This window comes from Gandjariella thermophila (assembly GCF_005405885.1).
Lineage (GTDB): Bacteria > Actinomycetota > Actinomycetes > Mycobacteriales > Pseudonocardiaceae > Gandjariella > Gandjariella thermophila.
Genome location: NZ_BJFL01000048.1, coordinates 1 through 20,735 on the forward strand (window position 1 = coordinate 1; position 20,735 = coordinate 20,735).

Here is a 20,735-nt window from a genome sequence, read left to right on the forward strand (position 1 = left end):
CCCACGACCTGCGTCGCGTCATACTCGGACACAAGGGGCCTCCTTCGTCGTGCGTTGACGTGAGAACCCGAGTGTCCGCTCGGGACCACGAGGGACGGAGGCCCCGCCCCTTCATGCCATCAGAGCAGATGTGGATCTACGTTGACCCGGTAGAGGTCACTGATCCAAGCTTGGGTATTGCCAATGAGGCATACATGCTGGTCAGATGATCGTATAGTGATCTTCGGCGGTGCGCTGCCTGCGTAGGGCACAGGGTGCCTGCGTGCGTGGTTTCCGCTGGTCGGCCGGCGCCGGCCGGTCCGTGTTCCTGCTGTCCGTCTGGAATACAGGCCGCCATGGGCATGGTCAGGCGGGAGGTTGCGCAGGGAAAGTTGGGCATGGTCTGTCCCCAACGGGCCCGTATTTCGGAGTTCAGGGATGTCACCGCCAGCTGACCCAGCACCCGATGGAGGACATCCATGACCGAGCCGAGAGGCGCTCGCGGCCACGTCCCGCCAGTCCGACCCCGAGACCACTGCGACCTTGGCCGGATGGCCAAGCAAGGAAGACTGCCGTCGCGGCCGCGCTGCTCATGTCTCCGGACGCGACGCGTCGCCGTCACGGCGGGGAGGCAGACGGTATGAGTGCGGTTCCTCGCCGTCCACGTCACGGTATCGCACGCCCGCGCACCACTCGTCCGGCCAGCAGGATCGAAAAGCCCGCGACGGAACAGCAACCAACTCTGCCGCCCTCCGACGGAACCGAACCTCTTCTCTACACCGCGGAGCAAGCCGCTGAACTGCTGCAAGTCCGCCCGTCCTGGTTGCGCCGCAAGGCCGCCGCCCGCGCCGTGCCGTGCCGGTACGTGGGCAAGCACCTGCGCTTCTCGCGCGCCGACATCGCCGCCATCGCCGATGCCAGCGCCCAGGGACCACGTCAGCCCTAGCGCATGCCGACGTGTTGACGTTTTCCGGGCCGGAGAAGATGAGCCATTCATCGACGAGGTTCTTTGCGTCGACCGCTTGATTATTGACGGACATCGAGCGTCCATATGTCCGTCAATTCACCCATGCAAGCCAAGAGAAAGCGAAGGCGCACAGTGGCTTGGGCAGAAAAACGGGGACCACACTCGTGGCGGGTCCGCTACCGCAAAGACGACGGCGGGTTCGGCACCATCACCGGCTTCACCTCGAAAAAGGCAGCCGAGGCCAAAGCCGACGAAATCGAAGCCGACCAGCGCCGCGGCACCTTCCTCGACCCCGACGCCGGGAAACTGACGCTGGCCGAGTGGTCGGTGACCTGGTTCGACGCCCTCGACGTCGCCGCCACCACCACCGCCCAATACCGCAGCCTGGCCCGCAACCACATCCTGCCCCGCTGGGGCACCACCCGCCTGGACGCGATCTCCGGGCTCGCCGTGCACACCTGGGCCAAGAAACTCCGCGCCGACGGCTACGCCGTCGCCACCGTCACCACCATCACCAAGATCATGTCGATGATGCTCGCCGACGCCGCCGACGAACGCCTCATCCCCGCCAACCCCATCCGACCCCGCCGCCGCGGCCGACGCCGCCACCAGCCCCGCACGGAGCGGTTGTGGGCCACCCCGGAGCAGGCGCTGGCCATCGCCGCACAGGCAGCCGCCCTGGTCGGCACCTGGGCCGCGGTGCTGATCATCACGGCTGCGTGGACGGGCGCCCGCTGGGGGGAACTGGCCGGACTCCGGCGGGTCCACACCCACCTCGACGACGGCGTCATCGTCATCGACCCCGACACCGGCGCCCTGCACGAGGTCGACGGCCGGCTGGAACTCGGGCCGCCCAAGACCGCCGAATCCGCCCGCACCATCACCCTCCCGCCATTCCTGGTCGACCTGCTGCGTGTCCACCTGGACAGCCACGACCACCCGCACGTGTTCGTCACCGCCGAAGGCGAACTGCTGCGCCGGTCGAACTTCGCCCGCCGCGCCATGCGCCCCGCCACCGACGGCAACCTCCACCGCACCCGCCCCCGCGTCCGGGTCGCCCCGATCGTCCCTGGGTTGGTCTTCCACGGCTTCCGGCACAGCCACAAGACCTGGATGATCGCCGATGGCATCCCCGACGTCGCCCAAGCCCGCCGCCTCGGCCACACCATCCCCGACAAGATCCAGGACATCTACTCCCACGTCGCCGCCGAAGTCGAAACCCGCCTCATCGACGCACTCCAACGCCGCTGGACCACCGCCCTGGCCACCCTGTCCACCAGCGACGGTGGCACCGGCAACATCAGCGAGCTGGCGCTACCCGGAGCACCGACATCCGACAGGCGCGCCACCGCATAACCAGCCAACCTCCCCACCACCGGATTCGCCACCTCGCCCGAGGTGGCGAATCCGCTTTCCGGCACCCCAGCCACACCACCGGCACCCCGTCCCCCTCGGCCAGAACAACTCGCCCGCCCACGACCACGGACATGTCGACTCCACCGAACCGGGACCGGTGACGACGCAGCCCACGAGCGTCTTCCGGACGGCGTCAGACACGCCGACCGCCCCGACCCGCACCCAACACACCCCACCCAGCGCCACCGGCGGCCAGCGGCCACCACACGGCCACAACCGACCCCGACGGCGGCCAACCGACCCACACCGGATCAGCGTTGGCGACGGTTGACGCCCGTTGCGCGCGGTTGGCCACACCAGGACTGGGAGAGGCCGTTTCCGCGACCCCATAAGCCCGTTGGGTCAAAGACGAACAACATCTTCTCCCAATTTTCTCCCACCAGGCCCTGTTGATCTCCATTTAGACCACAATGGACGATCAAACAAGATCCACACCGCCAAGCAAAAGGGCCCGCTGACCTGGGCTTTCACCCAGAACCAGCGGGCCCTTCCGGCCGTCGGGACGACAGGATTTGAACCTGCGACCCCTTGACCCCCAGTCAAGTGCGCTACCAAGCTGCGCCACGTCCCGGCCACACCCCTGGGGTGGGATGCACGATCAGGATAGCGCACCGGCTCCGGCGCGACCGGCCGGGGGCCGCCCCCGGCGGGTCAGCGCTTGCGCTTCTCGCGGATCCGCACGGAGACACGGATCGGGCTGCCCGTGAAGCCGAACTCCTCGCGGAAGCGGCGCTCCACGAAGCGGCGGTAGCCGGACTCCAGGAAGCCGGTGGTGAACAGCACCAGGGTGGGCGGCCGGGTCTGCGCCTGGGTGGCGAACAGCACCTTGGTCTGCCGGCCGCCACGCACCGGCGGCGGGGTGGCCGCGACCAGGTCGGACAGCCAGGAGTTGAGCTGGCCGGTGGGCACCCGGCGGTCCCAGGAGTCCAGCGCGGTGCGCAGGGCGGGCGCCAGCTTGCGCACCGCGCGACCGGTGAGCGCGGAGATGTTGACCCGCTCGGCCCAGCGGACCCGGACCAGTTCGCGGTCCAGTTCGCGGGCCAACCGCACCCGCCGGTCCTCGTCGACCAGGTCCCACTTGTTGAACGCCAGCACCAGCGCCCGGCCCGCGTCGACCACCATGCTGATGACCCGCAGGTCCTGCTCGCTGATCGGCTCGCTGGCGTCGAGGAGCACGATGGCCACCTCGGCCGACTCGATCGCCGCCTTGGTGCGCAGCGAGGCGTAGTACTCCGTGCCGCTGGCCGTCCGCACCCGCTTGCGCAGGCCGGCGGTGTCCACGAACCGCCACAGCTCGCCGTCCAGTTCGACCAGCGAGTCGACCGGGTCGACCGTCGTCCCGGCGACCGGGTCGACCACCGCGCGCTCCTCCCCGGTAAGCCGGTTAAGCAGGCTGGACTTGCCCACGTTCGGCTTGCCGACCAGGGCGACGCGGCGCGGGCCGCCCTCGGTGCGCACGGTTTCCCTGGGTGTCTCGGGGAGTGCGGCGAGGATCGCGTCCAGCAGGTCGCCGGCGTAGCGGCCGTGTAGCGCGCTCACCGGGTGCGGCTCGCCAAGGCCGAGCGACCACAGCGCGGCCACCTCGGGCACCAGCCGCTCGTCGTCCACCTTGTTGGCGGCCAGCAGCACCGGACGGTCGGAGCGCCGGAGCACCCGGGCCACCGCCTCGTCGGTGCTGGTCGCGCCGACCGTGGTGTCCACGACCAGCAGCACCGCGTCCGCGGTGGACATGGCCAGCTCCGCCTGGGCGGCCACCGCCGCCTGCAGCCCGCGCGCGTCCGGCTCCCAACCGCCGGTGTCGACCACGGTGAACCGCCGCCCGTTCCACAGCGCGTCGTAGGCGATCCGGTCCCTGGTCACCCCCGGGGTGTCCTGCACGACCGCCTCCCGCCGCCCGAGCAGGCGGTTGACCAGCGTGGACTTGCCCACGTTGGGCCGCCCGACCACGGCGAGCACCGGCTGCGGCGGGGCGCTCTCCCCGCTCTCCTGCGCGGCCACCTCGTCGAACGCGGCGAACTCGGACTCGTCGGTCCAGGTGCCGTCCAGTTCCGTCACGGCCGATCTCCGCTCACGCCATGTCCGCTCGTCCCGGCCGCGGACGGCGGTTCGCCGCCGCGCAGCCGGTCCAACTCCGCCACCAGGGCGGCCAACTCGTCACGCACCCGATCGGTGGCGACGGCCAATCCCTGCCGGCCACGCCCGGGCGGCAGCTCGAACGGCCTGCCGACCAGCACGTCCACCACCGGCCGGAACCGCCGCCGCGCCCCGCCCGGCCGCCGGGTGCCCCGGCAGGCCACCGGTAGCACCACCGCGCCACCGGACCGGGCCAGCCAGGCGGCGCCATGCTGAGCGCTGGCCACGTCGCCGGCGCCCCGGGTGCCCTCCGGGAACACGCCGACCACCCCGCCGGCGCGCAGCACCCGCACCGCACCCAGCAGCGGGGTGCGGTCGGGTTCACCGCGACGCACGGAGAGCTGCCCGATCCGCCGCAGCGCCCAGCCGACGACGCCGCGGAAGATCTCCTGCTTGATCAGGAACACGGTGCGCCGGGGCAGCACGCCGAACAGTAGCGGCCCCTCCATCATCGAACTGTGGTTGGCCACCACGACCACCGGCCCGGTCCTCGGCACGTTCGCCATGCCCCGCACCCGCAGCCGGAACAGCAGGTAGAACAGCCAGGAGCCGATCCAGCGGGCGAAGTCGTGCAGTGGCCGCCACGCGCCGTCGGGCAGCTCGCGTGCAGCCTGTTCGTTCACGTCGTCACCGTCCGGTCCGTTCCGGGACGCCACGCAGCCCGCGCCGGTCCACCATGGCCAGCAGCGCGTCGAGCACCCCGGTGATGTCGAGTTCGGTGGTGTCCAGCTCCACCGCGTCGTCGGCCGGGCGCAGCGGGGACACCGCGCGCGTGGAGTCCAACCGGTCGCGCCGTTGCACGTCGGCCATGGTCGCCTCCATCGTGGCCACCCGGCCGTCCTCGGCGTCCTGCCGGCTGCGGCGGTGCGCCCTGGTCTCCGCGGACGCGGTAAGGAACACCTTCAGCGGCGCGTCCGGGGCGACCACGGTGCCGATGTCGCGGCCCTCCACCACGACGCCGTGCCCGGCGTCCAGCATCTCGGCGATGATCCGCCGCTGCTCGGCGACCAGCAGTTCGCGCACCGCCGGCACGGCGGACACCGCGGACACCGCGCGCGTGGCCTCCGGGCCGCGGATCTCGGCCGCGACGTCCTCGCCGTCCAGCCGCACCGTCGGCGCCTGCGGGTCGGTGCCGACCGCGAGCCGCGCCGCGGCCGCCACCTCAGCGACCCGGGTGGCGTCCTCCGGGTCGACGCCGGCACGCAGCACGGCCAGCGTCACCGCCCGGTACATCGCGCCGGTGTCCAGGTACCTGGCGTGCACCGCGGAAGCGAGCCGTCGTGCCACGGTGGACTTGCCGGTGCCGGACGGCCCGTCAAGGGCCACCACGCCGCGCAGCTCACCCGATGCCACCTGCCTGCCTCCTCGCACCGCCCAACTCTGCCCTGCCCAGACGTTCGCGCCCGTCGGCCGACCCCACGCGGTCGGCGGCCGCCGGTACGAATCTGACGGCCCGTGCTCACCGCCCAATCCGAACAACGCTCACCGGTCGCCGGTTCCATTCTGCCTGCCGTGACCCCGGTCATCGGCGCCGGCCGCCCGGATCTTGCCGGCGTCACGGCCCGAGGTCGGCCAGCAGCAGGCCACTGCGCGGCTTGGGCGTGAAGTAGGTGCTCTTCCGCGGCATGCGTCGGCCCTGCGCGTGCACGGCGAGCACATCGGCGTAGGGCACCGGGGCAAGCAGCAGCACGGCGTCCGCGGCGGGGGGTGGCGGGCGGTGACCGGGCAGCGGCCGCAGCATCGGCCCCTCCGGGTCGATGCCCAGCGCCTGCTGGACGAGCAGCCGTTCCACCACGGCGTGGTCGATGCGGGGCAGCGGCTCGCCGGATTCCGGCGCGGGCAGGTCGACGCGCAGCACCGACCCGCCGGCCAGCACGGTGACGCTGCCCGGGGCCTGCGGCGCTACCGGCTCGCCGGCCGGCCGTACCCGCAGGCCGACCCGGCGCCACGCGGCGGCCAGCGCGTCCGCGGCGAGACCGGTACCGGTGAGCACCCGGTGGATCGGTCCGATCCGCAGCCGCGGCCCGGCGGTGACCAGGGACAGCAGCCCGTCCAACCGGGCGGCGGCCGCGGCGGCGACCCGGTGGTTGCCGTCCGCGACCAGCAGCGGGTGCCGGCCGGCCACCGCCAGTAGCCGCTCCTGCTGCGGACCGGGACCGAGCAGCCACAGCCGGTGTTGCCAGCCGGTGGCGTCCACGGTGACGACCTCGGGTTCGCCCAGCGCCTCGGTGGTCTCCCGGACGGCGGCGGTGAGCGTTTCCCCGTCCGTCACCGGCACCAGCATGGCGGCGCTGGTCGCGGTGCCCAGCCCGGCCAGCATCGCGGCGCGTTCGGCGACGACGTCCGGGTAGACCTCCTCGCCGTGCCGCACCCGGCTGATCCCCGCCGCGTCCACCGCGGCCGGGTCGACCATGCACAGCACACCGGAGGACTCGCCGTCCGCGCCGCTGATCCGGTACGGGGCCACCACGTCGGCGACCGGCCGGTACCCGGTGCGGCGCAACTCGCGCAGGGCGGCGCGGGCGGCGGGTAGCGCCTCGGTGAGGCCGAGCCGGGCGCGGCGGGCCTCCGGGGTGCGGTGCGGGTGCTGCACGGCGAGCAGGGTGCCCTCGGCACCGGGCGCGGCGAGCGCCTCGGCGATCCGTTCCGGCTCGGCGAACTCGTCCACATCCGGCCCGGGCACCTCGCCGCGGACCACCCAGCCGCGGCGCACCGCGTGCACCCACGGCACCGCCGGTTCGCTGCGCGCCGCCGTCATGCGGTCACAGGCCGACAGCGGTGTAGAGGGAGCCGACCTCGTCGCGGGTGAGGGCGCGCAGTGAGCCGGGCCGCTGGTTGCCCAGCCGGACCTCGCCGACCGCGGTGCGCACCAGCCGCCGCACCGGGTGGCCGACCTCGGCCAGCAGCCGCCGCACGATGTGCTTGCGGCCCTCGTGCAGGGTGATCTCGACCATGGCTTTGCCGCCCACCGAGTCGACCACGCGGAACGCGTCGGCCTTGGCCGGGCCGTCCTCCAGTTCCACGCCGGACCGCAGCAGCCGGCCGACCTCCCTGGGCACCGGGCCGGGCACCTCGGCCAGGTAGGTCTTGGCCACGTCGTAGGACGGGTGCATCAGCCGGTGCGCGAGTTCGCCGTCGTTGGTGAGCAGCAGCAGCCCCTCGGTGTCCGCGTCCAGCCGGCCGACGTGGAACAGGCGCTCCTTCCGGCTCCGCACGTAGTCGCCGATGCTGGGCCGGCCACGGTCGTCGGACATGGTGGAGTGCACGCCCCTGGGCTTGTTGAACGCCAGGTGCACCAGGTCGTCGCGGACGATCACGCGCACGCCGTCGACGTGGATGACGGCCGTCTCCGGGTCGACCCGGCGGCCCATCTCGCTGACCACCTTGCCGTCGACCTCGACCCGTCCCTCGGCGATCAGTTCCTCAGCGGCACGCCGGGACGCGACGCCGGCCTTGGCCAGCACCTTCTGCAGCCGCACCCCATCGTCGGGGGGAGTTCGGGTATGGGGCTCAGACATCGTCGATCGCATCCACTTCGGGCAGCAGCGGGGCGAGCGGCGGCAACTGCTCCAGCGAGGACAGTCCCAGCCGCTCCAGGAAGAGTTCGGTCGTCCGGTACAGGATTCCACCCGTGTCCGGGTCGGCGCCGGTCTCCTCGATGAGGCCACGGGCGAGCAGGGTGCGGATCACCCCGTCCACGTTGACGCCGCGCACCGCGGCGACCCGCGCCCTGGTCACCGGCTGCCGGTACGCGACCACCGCGAGCGTCTCCAGAGCCGCCCTGGTCAGCTTGGCCCGCTGGCCGTCGAGCAGGAACTTCTCCACATAGGGGGCGTACGTGTCGCGGGTGTAGAAGCGCCAGCCGTCGCCGACCCGGCGCAGGTCGATGCCGCGGCCGGTCTCGGTGTAGCGGGCGGACAGCCGGCGCAGCGCCTCGGTCACCCGGCCGACCGGCTGGCCGAGGGTATCGGCCAGCGCCTCCTCGCCGGCCGGGGTGTCCACGACCAGCAGCAACGCCTCCAGCGCGGCCTCGAGCGCGGCGTCGTCGGTGACGTCCGGCAGGTCGCTGCCGGTGTCCGCCCCGCCGGCATCCGGGTCATCCGGGTCCGCCGCGCCGGTCTCGCCGCCGGCCGGGGGCTCGTCGGCTTGGGCCTCGGCGCCGGCACCCTCCGGTGCCGCGCCGTCCGCGCCCGCGCCGTCCTCGGGTGCGGTCCTTTTGGCCTGCTCGGCGAAGGATTCGGCCTGGCTGGGGTCCCCGGCCGACCGCTCGGGTTCGCCGCCACCCGTGAGCACGTGCTCCGGTCCGGGATCGAAGGCGTGCCGCTCCGCGTCGGGACCGCTCACCCGCCGGTCGTGGTCGGCGCCGCCGTCCGCGGGCCCACCGGCAGAGCTGACGCTCACCCGTACTCCTCCTCGTCCGTCTTCGCCAGGTCCTGCCGCGCGGCCTGCTCCGCCTGTTCCAGCGTGCCGCCCACCCAGCGCACCCGCAGCTCACCGAGCGGCTCGGCCTGGTCAAAGGCCAGCACCGTCTCCCGGTACAGCTCCAGCAGCGCCAGGAACCGGGCGACCACCTCCATGGCGTGCTGGCAGTCCACGACCAGCTCGTGGAAGCTGCACTCGCCCTGCTCGGCCAGCCGCACCCGGAGCAGCGCGGCGTGCTCGCGCACCGAGACGGCGTGCATGTGCACGTGGTCGATGGACACCGTCGGCGGCGGCTTCGGGCGGAACACCGCGGCGGCCAGCTCGGCGAACCCCCGCGGGCTGACGCCGAGCATCACCTCGGGCAGCAGCCCGGCGTATCGGTCCTCCAGCGACACCGACCGCGGGTACCGGCGCAGCGCCCCGGCCTCCAACTCCCGGAACAACTCGGCCACCTGCTTGTATGCCCGGTACTGCAGCAGCCGGGCGAACAGCAGGTCACGGGCCTCCAGCAGGGCGAGGTCGTCCTCGTTCTCCACGTCGGCGGACGGCAGCAGCCGGGCCGCCTTGAGGTCCAGCAGCGTCGCCGCGATGACCAGGAATTCGGTGGTCTCGTCCAGGTCCCAGGCGTCGCCCATGGCGTGGATGTGCGCGATGAAGTCGTCGGTGACCTGGTGCAGGGCCAGTTCGGTGACGTCCAGCCGGTGCTGGGAGATGAGCTGCAGCAGCAGATCGAACGGGCCCTCGAAGTTGGCCAGCCGGACGGTGAACCGGGCTGGTGCCTCGGACTCGGCGATCTCGGCCAGTTCCTGCCGCGACGGCGGCGACCCGGTGTCCGTGGCGGTCACCGCTCCCGCTCCCGGCGCAGCCGGCGAACCAGCAGCGACTCCTCGCCACGCGCCTCCAGGTCGCCCAGTAACACGGCGATCGCCTCGCGCACCACCCGGCCACGGTCCACCCCGAGACCATAGTCGGCGCGCAGCCGCAGCCGGGCCTGCTCCAGGGCCACCAGCTCGGCCTGGGACACGTACACGGTGATCTTGGCGTCGTGCTTCTGCCGGCCGGAGCCGCCCGGCAGCGGCTCGGTGTCCGGTTCGGGCGGGCCGGCGGGCAGCTCCCCGTTGCCCTTCCCGGCGAGGGTGGTGGAGCGGAACAGCTCGGCCGCGCCGGGAAGGGAGGCGCGGCGCGTCACCTGGCAATCACCTCGCGGGCGAGTTGCCGGTAGGCGGAGGCGCCGGCCGAGCGCGGCGCCCACCGCGTGATCGGCTCCCCGGCCACGGTGGTCTCCGGGAAGCGCACGGTGCGGTTGATCACGGTGTCGAACACGATGTCACCGAACGCCTCCACCACCCTGGCCATCACCTCCCGCGAGTGCAAAGTGCGCGGGTCGTACATGGTGGCAAGGATGCCAGTGATGTCGAGCTTGGGGTTCAGCCGCTCCTTGACCTTCTCGATCGTGTCGATCAGCAGCGCCAGCCCGCGCAGGCTGAAGAACTCGCACTCCAGCGGGATGATCACGCCGTCGGCTGCGGCGAGCGCGTTCACCGTGAGCAGGCCCAGCGACGGCTGGCAGTCCACCAGGATGTAGTCGTAGTCGCTGACGAGCGGGCGCAGCGTGCGGACCAGGGTGTGCTCCCGACCGACCTCGGCGACGAGCTGGATCTCGGCCGCGGACAGGTCGATGTTGCTGGGCAGCAGGTCCATGTCCTTGACCGAGGTGCGCAGCAGCACGTCCTCGACGGCCACCGAGCGCTCCATGATCAGGTTGTAGATGGTCTGCTCCAGTTGGTGCGGTTGCACACCGAGACCGACGGACAGCGCGCCCTGCGGGTCGAAGTCCACCAGCAGCACCCGGCGGCCGTACTCGGCCAGCGCCGCGCCGAGGTTGATGGTCGAGGTGGTCTTACCCACCCCGCCCTTCTGGTTGCACACGGCGAGTACTCTGGCCGGGCCGTGCCGGACGACGGGCGGCGGATCGGGAATGTCGCGCGGTGCTCTTCCCGGCGGCCGCTCGTCCGCCTCGACCAGCTCCACCTGCTCGTCGTCGGCGGTGGCGGCGGGTGGCGGCGCCAGGTTGAGGTCGACCGACGGGTCGACGGGACCACCGAGCGACCGCCGGTCCCCGGCGGAAGGCTGCGGTGTCGACATCGCCCCTCGGCTCCTCAGTGATCCTGCACCGACGGCCGCAGCCTAAGCGGACCCAGGGTAACCAGCAACGCGCCTCGCCGTGCGCAGCGCGGCCCGTTCCTCGGGTTACACCCGATCGAACAGCCCTCCTGCGGGGTTGTTCCGTACCGGCCCGGCGACCACGGGCCACCAGGCCCGTGCGAGCGGCCGGTGCCTGGTAACCGCACATGCCAGCGGAACAAGCCCGAGCGTCCGGACCAGCGCTGAGTATCCCATCGCGACGCGGCCCGGAGAAACCGTGGCGATCGTGATCACCCGGCTGGATCAGCGTCGTGCTCAGCCGAGCGCCCGCGGGTGGGTCGTCGCGTACACCTCGCGGAGCGTGTTCACCGTCACCAGGGTGTACACCTGGGTCGTGGTAACCGAGGCGTGGCCGAGCAGTTCCTGCACCACGCGCACGTCCGCGCCGCCCTCCAGCAGGTGCGTGGCGAACGAGTGGCGCAGGGTGTGCGGGGACACCGCGCCGGCGAGCCCGGCGCGCTCCGCCGCCCGTTGCACCGCCTGCCACGCGCTCTGCCGGGACAGGCGTCCGCCGCGCGGATTGACGAAAACCGCCGGCGTGGCGCGGACGGCGAAGGTGGGCCGGGCGCGCACCAGGTAGGCGTCCAGCGCGGCCAGCGCCGGCCGGCCGATCGGCACCAGTCGCTGCTTGCCGCCCTTGCCGGCCAGCCGCACGGTGCGTTCCGCCGCGTCGACATCGTCCAGGTCCAGGCCGACCGCCTCGGAGATCCGCGCGCCGGTGGAGTACAGCAGTTCCAGCAGGGCACGGGAGCGCAGCGACCGCGGATCGTCCCCCGGCACGTCCAGCAGCCGCAGCACGTCGTTCACGGGCAACGCCTTGGGCAGCCGCAGCGGCAGGCTGGGCGGCTTCACCCGGTGCGCCGGGTCGGTCGCGGTGATGCCTTCCAGCAGCGCGAACCGGTGCAGGCCGCGCACCGCGACCAGGGCACGCGCCGCCGAGGAGGCGGCCAGCGGCGGCCGCTCCGGCGTACCCTCGCGCAGCGCGGCGAGGAACGCGCCGACGTCCCGCTCGCCCACCTCGGCGAGCTCCCACACCCCGTGCTCGGCCAGGTGGTGCAGGTAGCGGCGCAGGTCGCGGGCGTAGGAGTCGAGGGTGTGCCGCGCCGCGCCGCGCTCCACGGCGAGGTGGTCGAGATAGCGGGTGAGCGCGCCGCCGAGCGCGGGTGGCAGGTCGGTGGTCACCGGAAGCCCTCCTCCGCCGCGCGCGATGGTGATCAACCCTACGCGGCCCTGCGGGATTCGGCCCGCCGGGTCGCGCCGTAGCCGCGGGCGCGGCTGCGCAGGTCGGCCACCGCGAGCAGCAGCGCGATCAGCACGAACCCGACGGACAGCCACAGCCCGCTGGTGATCGCCCTCGGATAGTTGCCCCGGCTCGCGGCGAGCACGCCGAAGAACACCAGGCCCATCGCGGCGATGCCGAGCGCGGTGCCGACCCGTTGCCCGGTCTGCAGCACGCCGGCCGCGGTGCCGCCGATCCGCGGCGGAACGGCGGCCAGGGTCAGCGTCTGGTTGGGCGTGATGGTCAGCCCGGTGCCCACCCCGGCGACCAGCAGCGGCAGCGCCGCCGCCCAGCCGGCCGCCGCCCCGGAGGGCACGAAGCGCAGTGCCAGGTCGGTGCTGGCCAACCCGGCCGCCGCCAGCGCCAGGCCGAGCACAACCACCTTGCGGCCCAGGTCGCCGACCAGCCGGCCGCCCACGGTGGCCGCGCCGGTCGAGCCGAGCGCGAAGCTGGTCACCCCCAGCCCGCTGGCCAGCGGGCTGTAACCGAGGCCGAACTGGAAGAACAGTGCGAGCGCGAAGAAGATCCCGGTGAACCCGGCGAAGTAGACCGTGCCCAGCGCGGTGCCCAGCACGTAGCTGCGGGTGCGCAGCAGGTCCGGCTCCACCAGCGGGCTGCGGCCGCGCCGGGCGTACCGCCGCTCCCAGGCGACGAACCCGGCGAGAACCGCGATCCCGACCGCCACCAGCCACCACGGCACCGCGGCGCGGCCGCCCTCGGCCTCCACCATGGGCAGCAGCACCAGCAGCACGCCGGCGCCGAGCAGCCCGGTGCCGAGCAGGTCCAGCCCGCCAGGCACCCGCCGCCCCGCGGAGCGGGTGGCCGGCAGCAGCCGGGCGCCGACCAGCAGCGCGGCCACGCCGATCGGCAGGTTCACGAAGAACACCCAGCGCCAGCCCTCCTGCACGCCGGCCAGGGTGATGATCAGGCCGCCGGTGAGCGGGCCCACCGCGGTGGACACCCCGATCGCCGCGCCGAGCCAGCCGAACGCCCTGCCCCGTTCCCGGCCCCGGAACAGGTCCTGGATGAACCCGGCGACCTGCGGGTTGAGCACGCCGCCCGCGACGCCCTGCAGCAGCCGCGCCGCGGCCAGCCAGGCGGCGTTCGGCGCGAACCCGGCCAGTGCGCTGGACAGGGTGAACAGCGCCAGCCCGGTCTGGAACACCAGCCGCCGCCCGCGCGCGTCACCGAGCCGGCCCGCCGGCACCAGCACCAGCCCGAAGGTCAGCGCGTACCCGGAGAGCACCCACTGGATCTGCGCGGCGCTGGCGTGCAGACCGTCCCGGATGGACGGCAGCGCCACGTTGACGATGCTCACGTCGAGCAGGGTCATGAACCCGGCGACCAGGCAGACGGCGAGCGCCTTCCACCGGCGCGGGTCCGCACCCGGCGGGTACTCGGCGGATTCCACCTCCGCCATGCTCCACGCATCCGGCCGGCCGCGCAGCACCCGCGGCGGACCGGTCTCCGGTCAGCGCCGCCGGCGGGCGAACCGGGTCGGCCGGTCCGGCCACGGAGCGTCCACCGGGCGGGGCGGCACGTTGCCCACCAGCACGGTGTGCGCGGCCAGCAGTCCGGCCACCGCGGAGGCGTTGACGATCTCCCCGGCGAGCACCATGCGCACCGCGTCGGCCAGCGGGAACCGGGCCACCCGCAGGTCGGCCTCCTCGCTGTCCTCGATCACCCCACGGTCCACAACGGACAGTCCACGGGCGAGGAAGACGCGCACCGACTCGTCGGTGAAACCCGGTGAGGCGGCCACGTCCACCAGCAGCGACCATTCCTCGGCGGCGAGCCCGACCTCCTCGGCCAGTTCCCGCCTGGCCGCCTCGACCGGGCTCTCCTCCGGTTCGTCCAGCAGCCCGGCCGGCAGCTCCCACAGCCGGCGGGCCAGCGGGTGCCGGTACTGGTGGATCATCACCACCCGGCTGTCGTCGTCCAGCGCGACGATGGCGACCGCGCCGTGGTGCTCCACCACCTCGCGGGTGGCGACGCCGCCGCCGGGCATGTTCACCCGGTCCACCCGCAGCGCGATCACCCGGCCCAGGTAGGCGTCCCGGCTTTCCACCGCGCGGAACTCGTGCCGAGGGTCGTCCAGTGTGGACAGATCCGGTTCGTTGCCCGGCACGGGTTTCACACTCCCGCCGTGCTGGCCGGCACGGTCTCCGGCAGCTCGACCGGGAGCCGGTCGGCGGCCCGGTAGTTCAGCGCGGCGTTGACGAACGCGGCGAACAGCGGGTGCGGCCGGGTGGGCCGGCTCTTCAGCTCCGGGTGCGCCTGGGTGCCCACGAAGAACGGGTGATCGTCGCGCGACAGCTCGACGAACTCGACGAGGTGACCGTCCGGGGAGGTGCCGGAGAACACCATGCCGGCCTTGCTCAACTGCTCCCGGTAGACGTTGTTGACCTCGTAGCGGTGCCGGTGCCGCTCGGACACCTCGGTCGTGTCGTACGCCTCGGCCACGATCGTCCCGGCGACCAGCTTGGCCGGGTAGGCGCCCAGCCGCATGGTGCCGCCCATGTCGCGCTGGCCGGCCACCACGTCCGCCTGGTCGGCCATGGTGCTGATCACCGGCTGCACGGTGGCCTCGTCGAACTCCGCGGAGTTGGCCTCGGTGAGGCCGGCCAGGTTGCGGGCCACCTCGATGACCATGCACTGCAGGCCCAGGCACAGCCCGAGCACCGGGACGCCACGGGTGCGGGCGTAGTGGATGGCGCCGATCTTGCCCTCGATGCCGCGCACCCCGAACCCGCCGGGCACGAGCACGCCGTCCACCCCGGACAGCGCGTGCATGGCACCGGCCTCGGTCTCGCACTCGTCCGAGGGCACCCAGACGACCTCCACCTTGGCCCGGTGCGCGAACCCGCCGGCGCGCAGCGCCTCGGTCACGGACAGGTAGGCGTCGGGCAGGTCCACGTACTTGCCGACCAGTGCGACCCGCACCGCCTCCGCCGGGTTGTGCACCCGGTCCAGCAGGTCGCCCCAGATCGTCCAGTCGACGTCGCGGAACGGCAGGCCGAGGCGGCGCACCACGTACGCGTCCAGGCCCTCGCGGTGCAGCACCTTGGGGATGTCGTAGATGGACCGGGCGTCCGGCGCGGCGACCACGGCCTCGGTGTCCACGTCGCACATCAGCGCGATCTTGCGCTTGAGCCCGTCGGGGATCTCCCGGTCGGCGCGGCAGACGATGGCGTCCGGCTGGATACCGATGTTGCGCAGCGCGGCCACCGAGTGCTGCGTCGGCTTGGTCTTCAACTCGCCGGACGGCGCGAGGTAGGGCACCAGGGAGACGTGCAGGAAGAAGCAGTTGTCCCGGCCCACGTCGTGCCGCACCTGCCGGGCGGCCTCCAGGAACGGCAGCGACTCGATGTCGCCGACCGTGCCGCCCACCTCGGTGATCACCACGTCCGGCACCTGGCCGTCCTCGTCCGGCTCGGCCATCGCCCGGATCCGGGACTTGATCTCGTCGGTGATGTGCGGGATGACCTGCACGGTGTCGCCGAGGTACTCGCCGCGGCGCTCCTTGGCGATCACCGCCGAGTAGATCTGCCCGGTGGTCACGTTCGCCCGGTTGGACAGGTCACGGTCCAGGAACCGCTCGTAGTGGCCGACGTCCAGGTCGGTCTCGGCACCGTCCTCGGTGACGAACACCTCGCCGTGCTGGAACGGGTTCATCGTGCCCGGGTCGACGTTGAGGTAGGGGTCCAGCTTCTGCATGGTCACCCGCAGACCACGGGCGGTCAGCAACTGCCCCAGGCTGGAGGCGGTGAGCCCCTTGCCGAGGGAGGAGGCGACGCCTCCGGTGACGAAAACGTGCTTGGTCATCCGCGCCTGAAGCACCAAGGAGGCTCCCGTGGTCCATCGCCGTCGATCTTGGAGGAACGTCGGCAGGAACGCGCTGCGTCCCGCCTACCCACGGGGTTTCACGTTAACACGGGGACGGCACGTCGCGTCACACCGACGGCGCAACCGCGACCGGATTGTCCGCTGACCGACCACCCGGTGAACCGCGGCCGGCCCGGGTCAGTTCCTGTTCCGCACCAGGCTGTCAGCGGGGTCGGCGGCGGTCCCTGGTGTCGTTGCGGAGCGCCTCGGTGCGCTCGGTGATCGAGCCGATCTGCTCGGCCAGGGCGGGATGGCTGGGTGCCAGGTGTTCCCGGGCGCCGGCCAGCGGGGACAGCAGCGACGCCGGGTCGTCGTCGGCCAGCGCGCGCTGCACCCGGTGCACGCTCTGCTGGGCGGGGCCGGGCAGGTCGGTGAGCGCACTGACCTGGCCGGCCAACTGCCGCAGCGGGGCCGAGTTCTCCCGGGCCCAGCGGGCCACGGCGCGGTCGCCGGCGCGCTTGTCCCGCTCCGCCCGCACCCGTGCCTCGCCGGTGGACTCGCCGGTGGCCGAGGGGCGCAGCCGCAGGTAGCGGCGCTCGGCGGCCTGCCGGCTGGTCACCCCGAGCGCGGGCGCGAGGGCGGCCCAGCTCACCCCGGCCTCGCGGGCCGCGGTGATCAGTTCGGGTTCCCACGCGGCCAACTCCTCGCGGAGATGCCGCAGCAGTACCAGCGCGGACAGGATCTGCTGCCCCCGTCCGCCGTTCGCGGTCAGGGTGTCCGCGCGGACGCCGGCGAGGGTGGCGTGGAGGAGGCGCAGCGCCCGCACCTCGGCGGCCGGCGGACCGGTGTCCCCACCGTCCCCGTGTTCGGCCCGCAACACCCGGTGGGCCTGCTCGTATTCGGCACCGTCGCTCGCCACGCTCATCATGTCATCCCATCGACGACATCACACTTGTCAACGGATAGACGACATGCTACAAGGGATATGCGCGTTGACAACACACTTCGACGGGAGGTTGGAGAGATGTTGATGCGCACCGACCCGTTCCGGGAGCTGGACAGGCTGACCAACCTGGTGTTCGGTAACACCGCCGGTACCTGGTCGCGTCCGGCCGCGATGCCGATGGACGCCTACCGCAGCGGCGACGAGTTCGTGGTCGCCTTCGACCTGCCCGGCGTCTCGCCGGAGGCCATCGAACTCGACGTGGAGCGCAACGTGCTCACCGTGAAGGCCGAGCGCCGGCCGCTGGCCACCGCTGACGACGTGCAGATGCAGGTCTCCGAGCGGCCGCTGGGCGTGTTCTCCCGGCAACTCTTCCTCGGTGACACCCTCGACACCGACAACATCAGGGCCAGCTACGACGCCGGGGTGCTGACGCTGCGCATCCCGATCGCCGAGCAGGCCAAGCCGCGCAAGATCACCGTCAGCACCGGAGAGAGCAGCCCCAAGGAGATCAGCGCCTAGCAGGCTGCCACGGCTCGCGCGCCGCCGCTGACCCGCGGCGGCGCGCTCCGGCAGGGCGCCGACAGCAGACGGCGTAGCGATGGCCGCCCGCGGGGATCCGCATGGCATGGGACATCCGGGAGTCGACGGGCGGGCCGTCCCGGCGCACACCACGGACGACGCGGCGTTTCTCGCCCTGGTGTGCGCCGATGACCAGTGGGCGCGCGGCGAGTTCGCGGCGATCGTTGCCGCCTCGCGGGGCGACCCAACGTTTGTTGCCGCACGGCAACCGGAAGGCACACGGGTCAGGGTCTCGCCGGTTTCGCGGCGTTGGACCGGGCGCGACCGTAGCCGACAGGAGATGGGGTACCGCAGCATGCCGACCACAGTCGAACTCGCCGATCCCGCAGCGCAATCGGAACAGCCGGCCATGCGCTCGGGTGCCCTCGCCGCCGCGCTGCGGGCGGGGCACGCCGAGCTCGACCGGGCGCGGCGAGCCCTCGGCGGCGACCGCCTGGACCTGGCCGGCCTGCGCGACGCGGTCGGGCAGACCGCGAAGCTCACCGAGGCGCTGGCCGAACTGGCCAGAGAGCTGGCCGCGCAGGCGGACCGGCTGGGCCGCACCGGCCACCTCCGTGACGACCGCCCCGCCACCGTGCCGCCCGAGGTAACCACCGAAGAGGTCGCCGTCGACCTGCGCACCGTGGCCAACCACCTGTGCACCGCCGGCCTGCTGCTCGACCCGACCCTGGAGGACCTGCGCCATCTCGACGCGGCCCCGGACGATCCCGCGCCTGGGCCCTGACCGCCGCGCTGACCGCGGCCGGCTCAACCGGACCGGTGGCCGCGGTCAGCCGGCGGCCGGTTGCGGCGCCGGTCCCTGGGCGTTGCCGGCGGTGCCGTACCGGCCGGCGCGGCCGTCCACCTGCTCCCGCAACGCCAGCACGGCGGCCACCCGCCCCGCGCCGGTGTCCACGTCGTCCACGGTGGACAGCACGGCGGCCGCGGCCGGGTCGGCGCGAACCACGGCGAGCGGCCGGTCGCCGTCCGCGGAACCGGACGCGCCGGCCAGCACCGCGCCCGCGGACATCCGGTCGAGTTGCACGGCGAACCGGGCGAGGGTGGCCGACCGGTCCGCGGCCGCGTCCCCCGCACTCCCGGACCCGGTGAGCACCACGGCGAGCTGGGCCGGTGCCGGCCACCGGCCCTGGCGCACGAACCCGCCACTGGCCAGCCCGGACAGCGCGGCCGCCGCCTCCTCCGGCGCGGCCTGCGGCCGGTTGTCCCTACCGAGCAGCACCAGCGCGCCGACCAGGCCGCCGGCGAGCGTGCCGGGATCGGTGGCGGCGGGCAGTTGCACCCCGGCCGGCAGCAGCCGGGTCACCAGGTCGCGCAACTGGTCGGCGCGGGCCGGGTCGGTGAACGCGTCGGTGAGCTGCACCTCCCCGGTGACCGTGGCCCCGGCGTCGCCGAGCAGCCCGACCAGCGCGTCCCGCGCGGAGCGGGCCGCGTTCGGCGTGCTGACCAGCACCACGGTCCGGCCGGCCAGCCGGCCGCGTACCGTGGCCGGGCCGACCGTCGCGGCGAACCGGTCGGCGTCGGTCAGCCGCGCGCCGAGCGCGTTGCGCTGGGCCTGCAGGTCGGCGAGTTGCCGGCCGAGCGCGGCCCGGTCCGCGCCGAGCCCGGCGAGCAGCCGGCCGGACAGCGCGGTGGAACCGAGCACCGCGCCCACGGCCAGGGCGAGGAACACCGCCGCGACGGACACCACGTGATAGCGCAGCGAGATCACGACAGCCATCCCTTGGTCCAGGCGAGCAGGGCGCGCCAGGCGCCGGCGAGTTCCGCCGCGTACACCGGCCCGGCGCCGGAGACGATCAGGGCCACGGCGATCGCGGCGGCGCACGCGGCAACCAGCAGCAGCGTCGCGCCGGCGGACACTCGGGGCCGGTGCAGGGTGGCCACCGCCGAGCCGTCGACCAGCAGCGCGCCCAGCTTCAGCCGGGTGAGGAACGCGGACGGGTTCTCCCCCAGCCGGTCGCGGTCCAGGAACTCACGCAGCCCGGCGCGCAGGCCCAGGGTGACCACCAGGCTCGCGCCGTGCGCCTCGGCGAGCAGCAGCGCCAGGTCCTCGGCGCTGCCGGAGGCGGGGAAGGTGACCGCGGCGACGCCGAGGTCCTGCACCCGCTCCAGACCGGGGGCGTGCCCGTCCGGCTGCGCGGGCACTACCACCTCGGCGCCCCTCCTGGCGGCAGCGCGCAGGATCTCGGTGGGCACGCCGTCCGGGTCGCCGACGATGAGCCCGGGCTTGTGACCGGCGGCGTGCAGGATCTCCGCGCCGCGGTCCACGCCGACCAGCACCGGGCGGTGCTCGCGGAGGTAGCCGCGCAGCGCGCGCAGTTCCTCGGCGACGTGTGGGCCGGCGGCCACGACGAGCACCTGCCGGCCGCGCAGCGGGGTGCGCAGCCCGGGCACGCCGACCCCGTCCAGGATGAGTGCCCGCTCCCGGCGCAGGAACTCCACGGTGTTCGCGGAGAACGCTTCCAGCAGCGCGGCCATCCCGGCCTTCGCCTCGACCAGTTGCGCGGCGATCAGCTCGGCGGTCTGCTCGGTGCCCCGGGCGATCTCCCGCTGCCCCTGGTAGACGGCGCCGTCATGCAGGCGGATCGTGCTGCCTTCCCGGATCCGCCGCAGCGCCTCGGCGCCGACCCCGTCGACCAGCGGGATACCGGCCGCGACCAGCACCTCGGGCCCAAGGTTGGGGAACCGCCCGGAAATCGACGGGGCGGCGTTGACCACGCCGGCGACCTCGGCGGCGACCAGCGCCTCGGCGGTGCGCCGGTCCAGGTCCAGCCGGTCGAGCACGGCGATGTCACCGGGGCCGATCCGGCGGAGCAGGTCACCGGTGCGGCGGTCCACCCGAGCCACCCCGACCGTTCCCGGCAGGGGTTCCTCGGGGCGCGCGCGCAGCCCGGCGAACCTCACACAGCCGATGGTGAACTGGCGTGGCGCGGCTCACGTTCGCGCCACGCCGGGCCGGCGAATACCCAGGTCAATCGGGTGATCCG

At 73.3% G+C, this 20,735-nt stretch carries 20 protein-coding genes and 1 tRNA gene; 4 read left to right on the forward strand and 17 right to left on the reverse strand.

Translation table 11 applies throughout. The features are described from left to right. Positions 1 to 619 precede the first annotated feature (619 nt). On the forward strand, positions 620 to 925 hold the full coding sequence (locus FFT21_RS25785; protein WP_137816522.1) for a helix-turn-helix domain-containing protein: 306 nt from the start codon (positions 620 to 622) through the stop codon (positions 923 to 925). Positions 926 to 1,078: 153 nt separating this feature from the next. Then, positions 1,079 to 2,302 (forward strand): tyrosine-type recombinase/integrase, encoded by a 1,224-nt coding sequence (locus FFT21_RS30425; RefSeq protein ID WP_137816523.1) that lies wholly within the window; start codon positions 1,079 to 1,081, stop codon positions 2,300 to 2,302. Between the two features lie 557 nt (positions 2,303 to 2,859). On the opposite strand, the gene FFT21_RS25795 is transcribed toward FFT21_RS30425, so the two are convergent. From FFT21_RS25795 to FFT21_RS25865, 15 genes are all read right to left on the reverse strand, one after another. Continuing rightward, a tRNA-Pro gene (locus FFT21_RS25795) sits at positions 2,860 to 2,933 on the reverse strand. An 80-nt stretch (positions 2,934 to 3,013) separates the two neighbouring features. Further along, a complete protein-coding gene (der, locus tag FFT21_RS25800) occupies positions 3,014 to 4,417 on the reverse strand; it encodes a ribosome biogenesis GTPase Der (protein ID WP_137816524.1) in 1,404 nt (467 codons plus the stop codon). Further along, positions 4,414 to 5,118: a lysophospholipid acyltransferase family protein gene (locus tag FFT21_RS25805; protein WP_137816525.1), complete on the reverse strand. Its 705-nt coding sequence runs from the start codon at positions 5,116 to 5,118 to the stop codon at positions 4,414 to 4,416. The genes der and FFT21_RS25805 overlap by 4 nt, the downstream gene beginning before the upstream one ends. A 4-nt stretch (positions 5,119 to 5,122) precedes the next feature. Beyond that, a complete protein-coding gene (gene cmk, locus FFT21_RS25810; RefSeq protein WP_137816526.1) occupies positions 5,123 to 5,848 on the reverse strand; it encodes a (d)CMP kinase in 726 nt (241 codons plus the stop codon). A 202-nt stretch (positions 5,849 to 6,050) separates the two neighbouring features. Continuing rightward, positions 6,051 to 7,253, reverse strand: a complete 1,203-nt coding sequence (locus FFT21_RS25815) for a DUF1015 family protein (RefSeq protein WP_137816527.1) — start codon at positions 7,251 to 7,253, stop codon at positions 6,051 to 6,053. A gap of 4 nt (positions 7,254 to 7,257) precedes the next feature. Next, the gene (locus FFT21_RS25820) at positions 7,258 to 8,013 is read right to left on the reverse strand and encodes a pseudouridine synthase (RefSeq protein WP_225978765.1); all 756 of its coding nucleotides are present in this window, start codon (positions 8,011 to 8,013) and stop codon (positions 7,258 to 7,260) included. Then, positions 8,006 to 8,788 carry an SMC-Scp complex subunit ScpB gene (scpB, locus tag FFT21_RS25825; RefSeq protein WP_137816540.1) on the reverse strand — a complete coding sequence of 261 codons (783 nt, stop codon included), beginning with the start codon at positions 8,786 to 8,788 and terminating at the stop codon, positions 8,006 to 8,008. The genes FFT21_RS25820 and scpB overlap by 8 nt, the downstream gene beginning before the upstream one ends. Before the next feature lie 104 nt (positions 8,789 to 8,892). Next, a complete protein-coding gene (locus FFT21_RS25830; protein ID WP_371856866.1) occupies positions 8,893 to 9,762 on the reverse strand; it encodes a segregation and condensation protein A in 870 nt (289 codons plus the stop codon). Next, positions 9,759 to 10,106: a hypothetical protein gene (locus FFT21_RS30090; RefSeq protein WP_137816529.1), complete on the reverse strand. Its 348-nt coding sequence runs from the start codon at positions 10,104 to 10,106 to the stop codon at positions 9,759 to 9,761. The genes FFT21_RS25830 and FFT21_RS30090 overlap by 4 nt, the downstream gene beginning before the upstream one ends. Next, positions 10,103 to 11,062, reverse strand: coding sequence for a ParA family protein (locus FFT21_RS25840; protein WP_137816530.1), 960 nt, complete (start codon positions 11,060 to 11,062; stop codon positions 10,103 to 10,105). Before FFT21_RS25840 ends, FFT21_RS30090 begins: the two co-directional genes overlap by 4 nt. A 315-nt stretch (positions 11,063 to 11,377) precedes the next feature. Continuing rightward, a complete protein-coding gene (gene xerD, locus FFT21_RS25845) occupies positions 11,378 to 12,304 on the reverse strand; it encodes a site-specific tyrosine recombinase XerD (protein WP_137816531.1) in 927 nt (308 codons plus the stop codon). 38 nt (positions 12,305 to 12,342) lie between these two features. Then, positions 12,343 to 13,821: an MFS transporter gene (locus FFT21_RS25850; RefSeq protein ID WP_137816532.1), complete on the reverse strand. Its 1,479-nt coding sequence runs from the start codon at positions 13,819 to 13,821 to the stop codon at positions 12,343 to 12,345. 51 nt (positions 13,822 to 13,872) lie between these two features. Beyond that, complete coding sequence (locus FFT21_RS25855; protein ID WP_225978770.1) at positions 13,873 to 14,499, reverse strand: NUDIX domain-containing protein; 627 nt, start codon at positions 14,497 to 14,499, stop codon at positions 13,873 to 13,875. A 35-nt stretch (positions 14,500 to 14,534) separates the two neighbouring features. Continuing rightward, positions 14,535 to 16,244 carry a CTP synthase gene (gene pyrG, locus FFT21_RS25860; RefSeq protein WP_137816533.1) on the reverse strand — a complete coding sequence of 570 codons (1,710 nt, stop codon included), beginning with the start codon at positions 16,242 to 16,244 and terminating at the stop codon, positions 14,535 to 14,537. Positions 16,245 to 16,449: 205 nt separating this feature from the next. Beyond that, entirely contained in the window at positions 16,450 to 17,151 is a 702-nt protein-coding gene (locus tag FFT21_RS25865) for an HSP18 transcriptional regulator (RefSeq protein WP_225978766.1), read from the reverse strand. Between the two features lie 99 nt (positions 17,152 to 17,250). Here FFT21_RS25865 and FFT21_RS25870 point away from each other — a divergent pair, with 99 nt between their 5' ends. After that, positions 17,251 to 17,691 (forward strand): Hsp20/alpha crystallin family protein, encoded by a 441-nt coding sequence (locus FFT21_RS25870; protein WP_137816534.1) that lies wholly within the window; start codon positions 17,251 to 17,253, stop codon positions 17,689 to 17,691. 355 nt (positions 17,692 to 18,046) lie between these two features. After that, positions 18,047 to 18,475, forward strand: a complete 429-nt coding sequence (locus FFT21_RS25875; RefSeq protein WP_137816535.1) for a hypothetical protein — start codon at positions 18,047 to 18,049, stop codon at positions 18,473 to 18,475. A gap of 45 nt (positions 18,476 to 18,520) precedes the next feature. Here the strand turns inward: FFT21_RS25875 and FFT21_RS25880 are convergent, their stop codons facing one another. Together FFT21_RS25880 and steA are read right to left on the reverse strand one after the other, a co-directional pair. Continuing rightward, complete coding sequence (locus FFT21_RS25880; RefSeq protein WP_137816544.1) at positions 18,521 to 19,459, reverse strand: copper transporter; 939 nt, start codon at positions 19,457 to 19,459, stop codon at positions 18,521 to 18,523. Next, complete coding sequence (gene steA, locus FFT21_RS25885; protein ID WP_137816536.1) at positions 19,456 to 20,652, reverse strand: putative cytokinetic ring protein SteA; 1,197 nt, start codon at positions 20,650 to 20,652, stop codon at positions 19,456 to 19,458. The genes FFT21_RS25880 and steA overlap by 4 nt, the downstream gene beginning before the upstream one ends. Positions 20,653 to 20,735 lie beyond the last annotated feature (83 nt).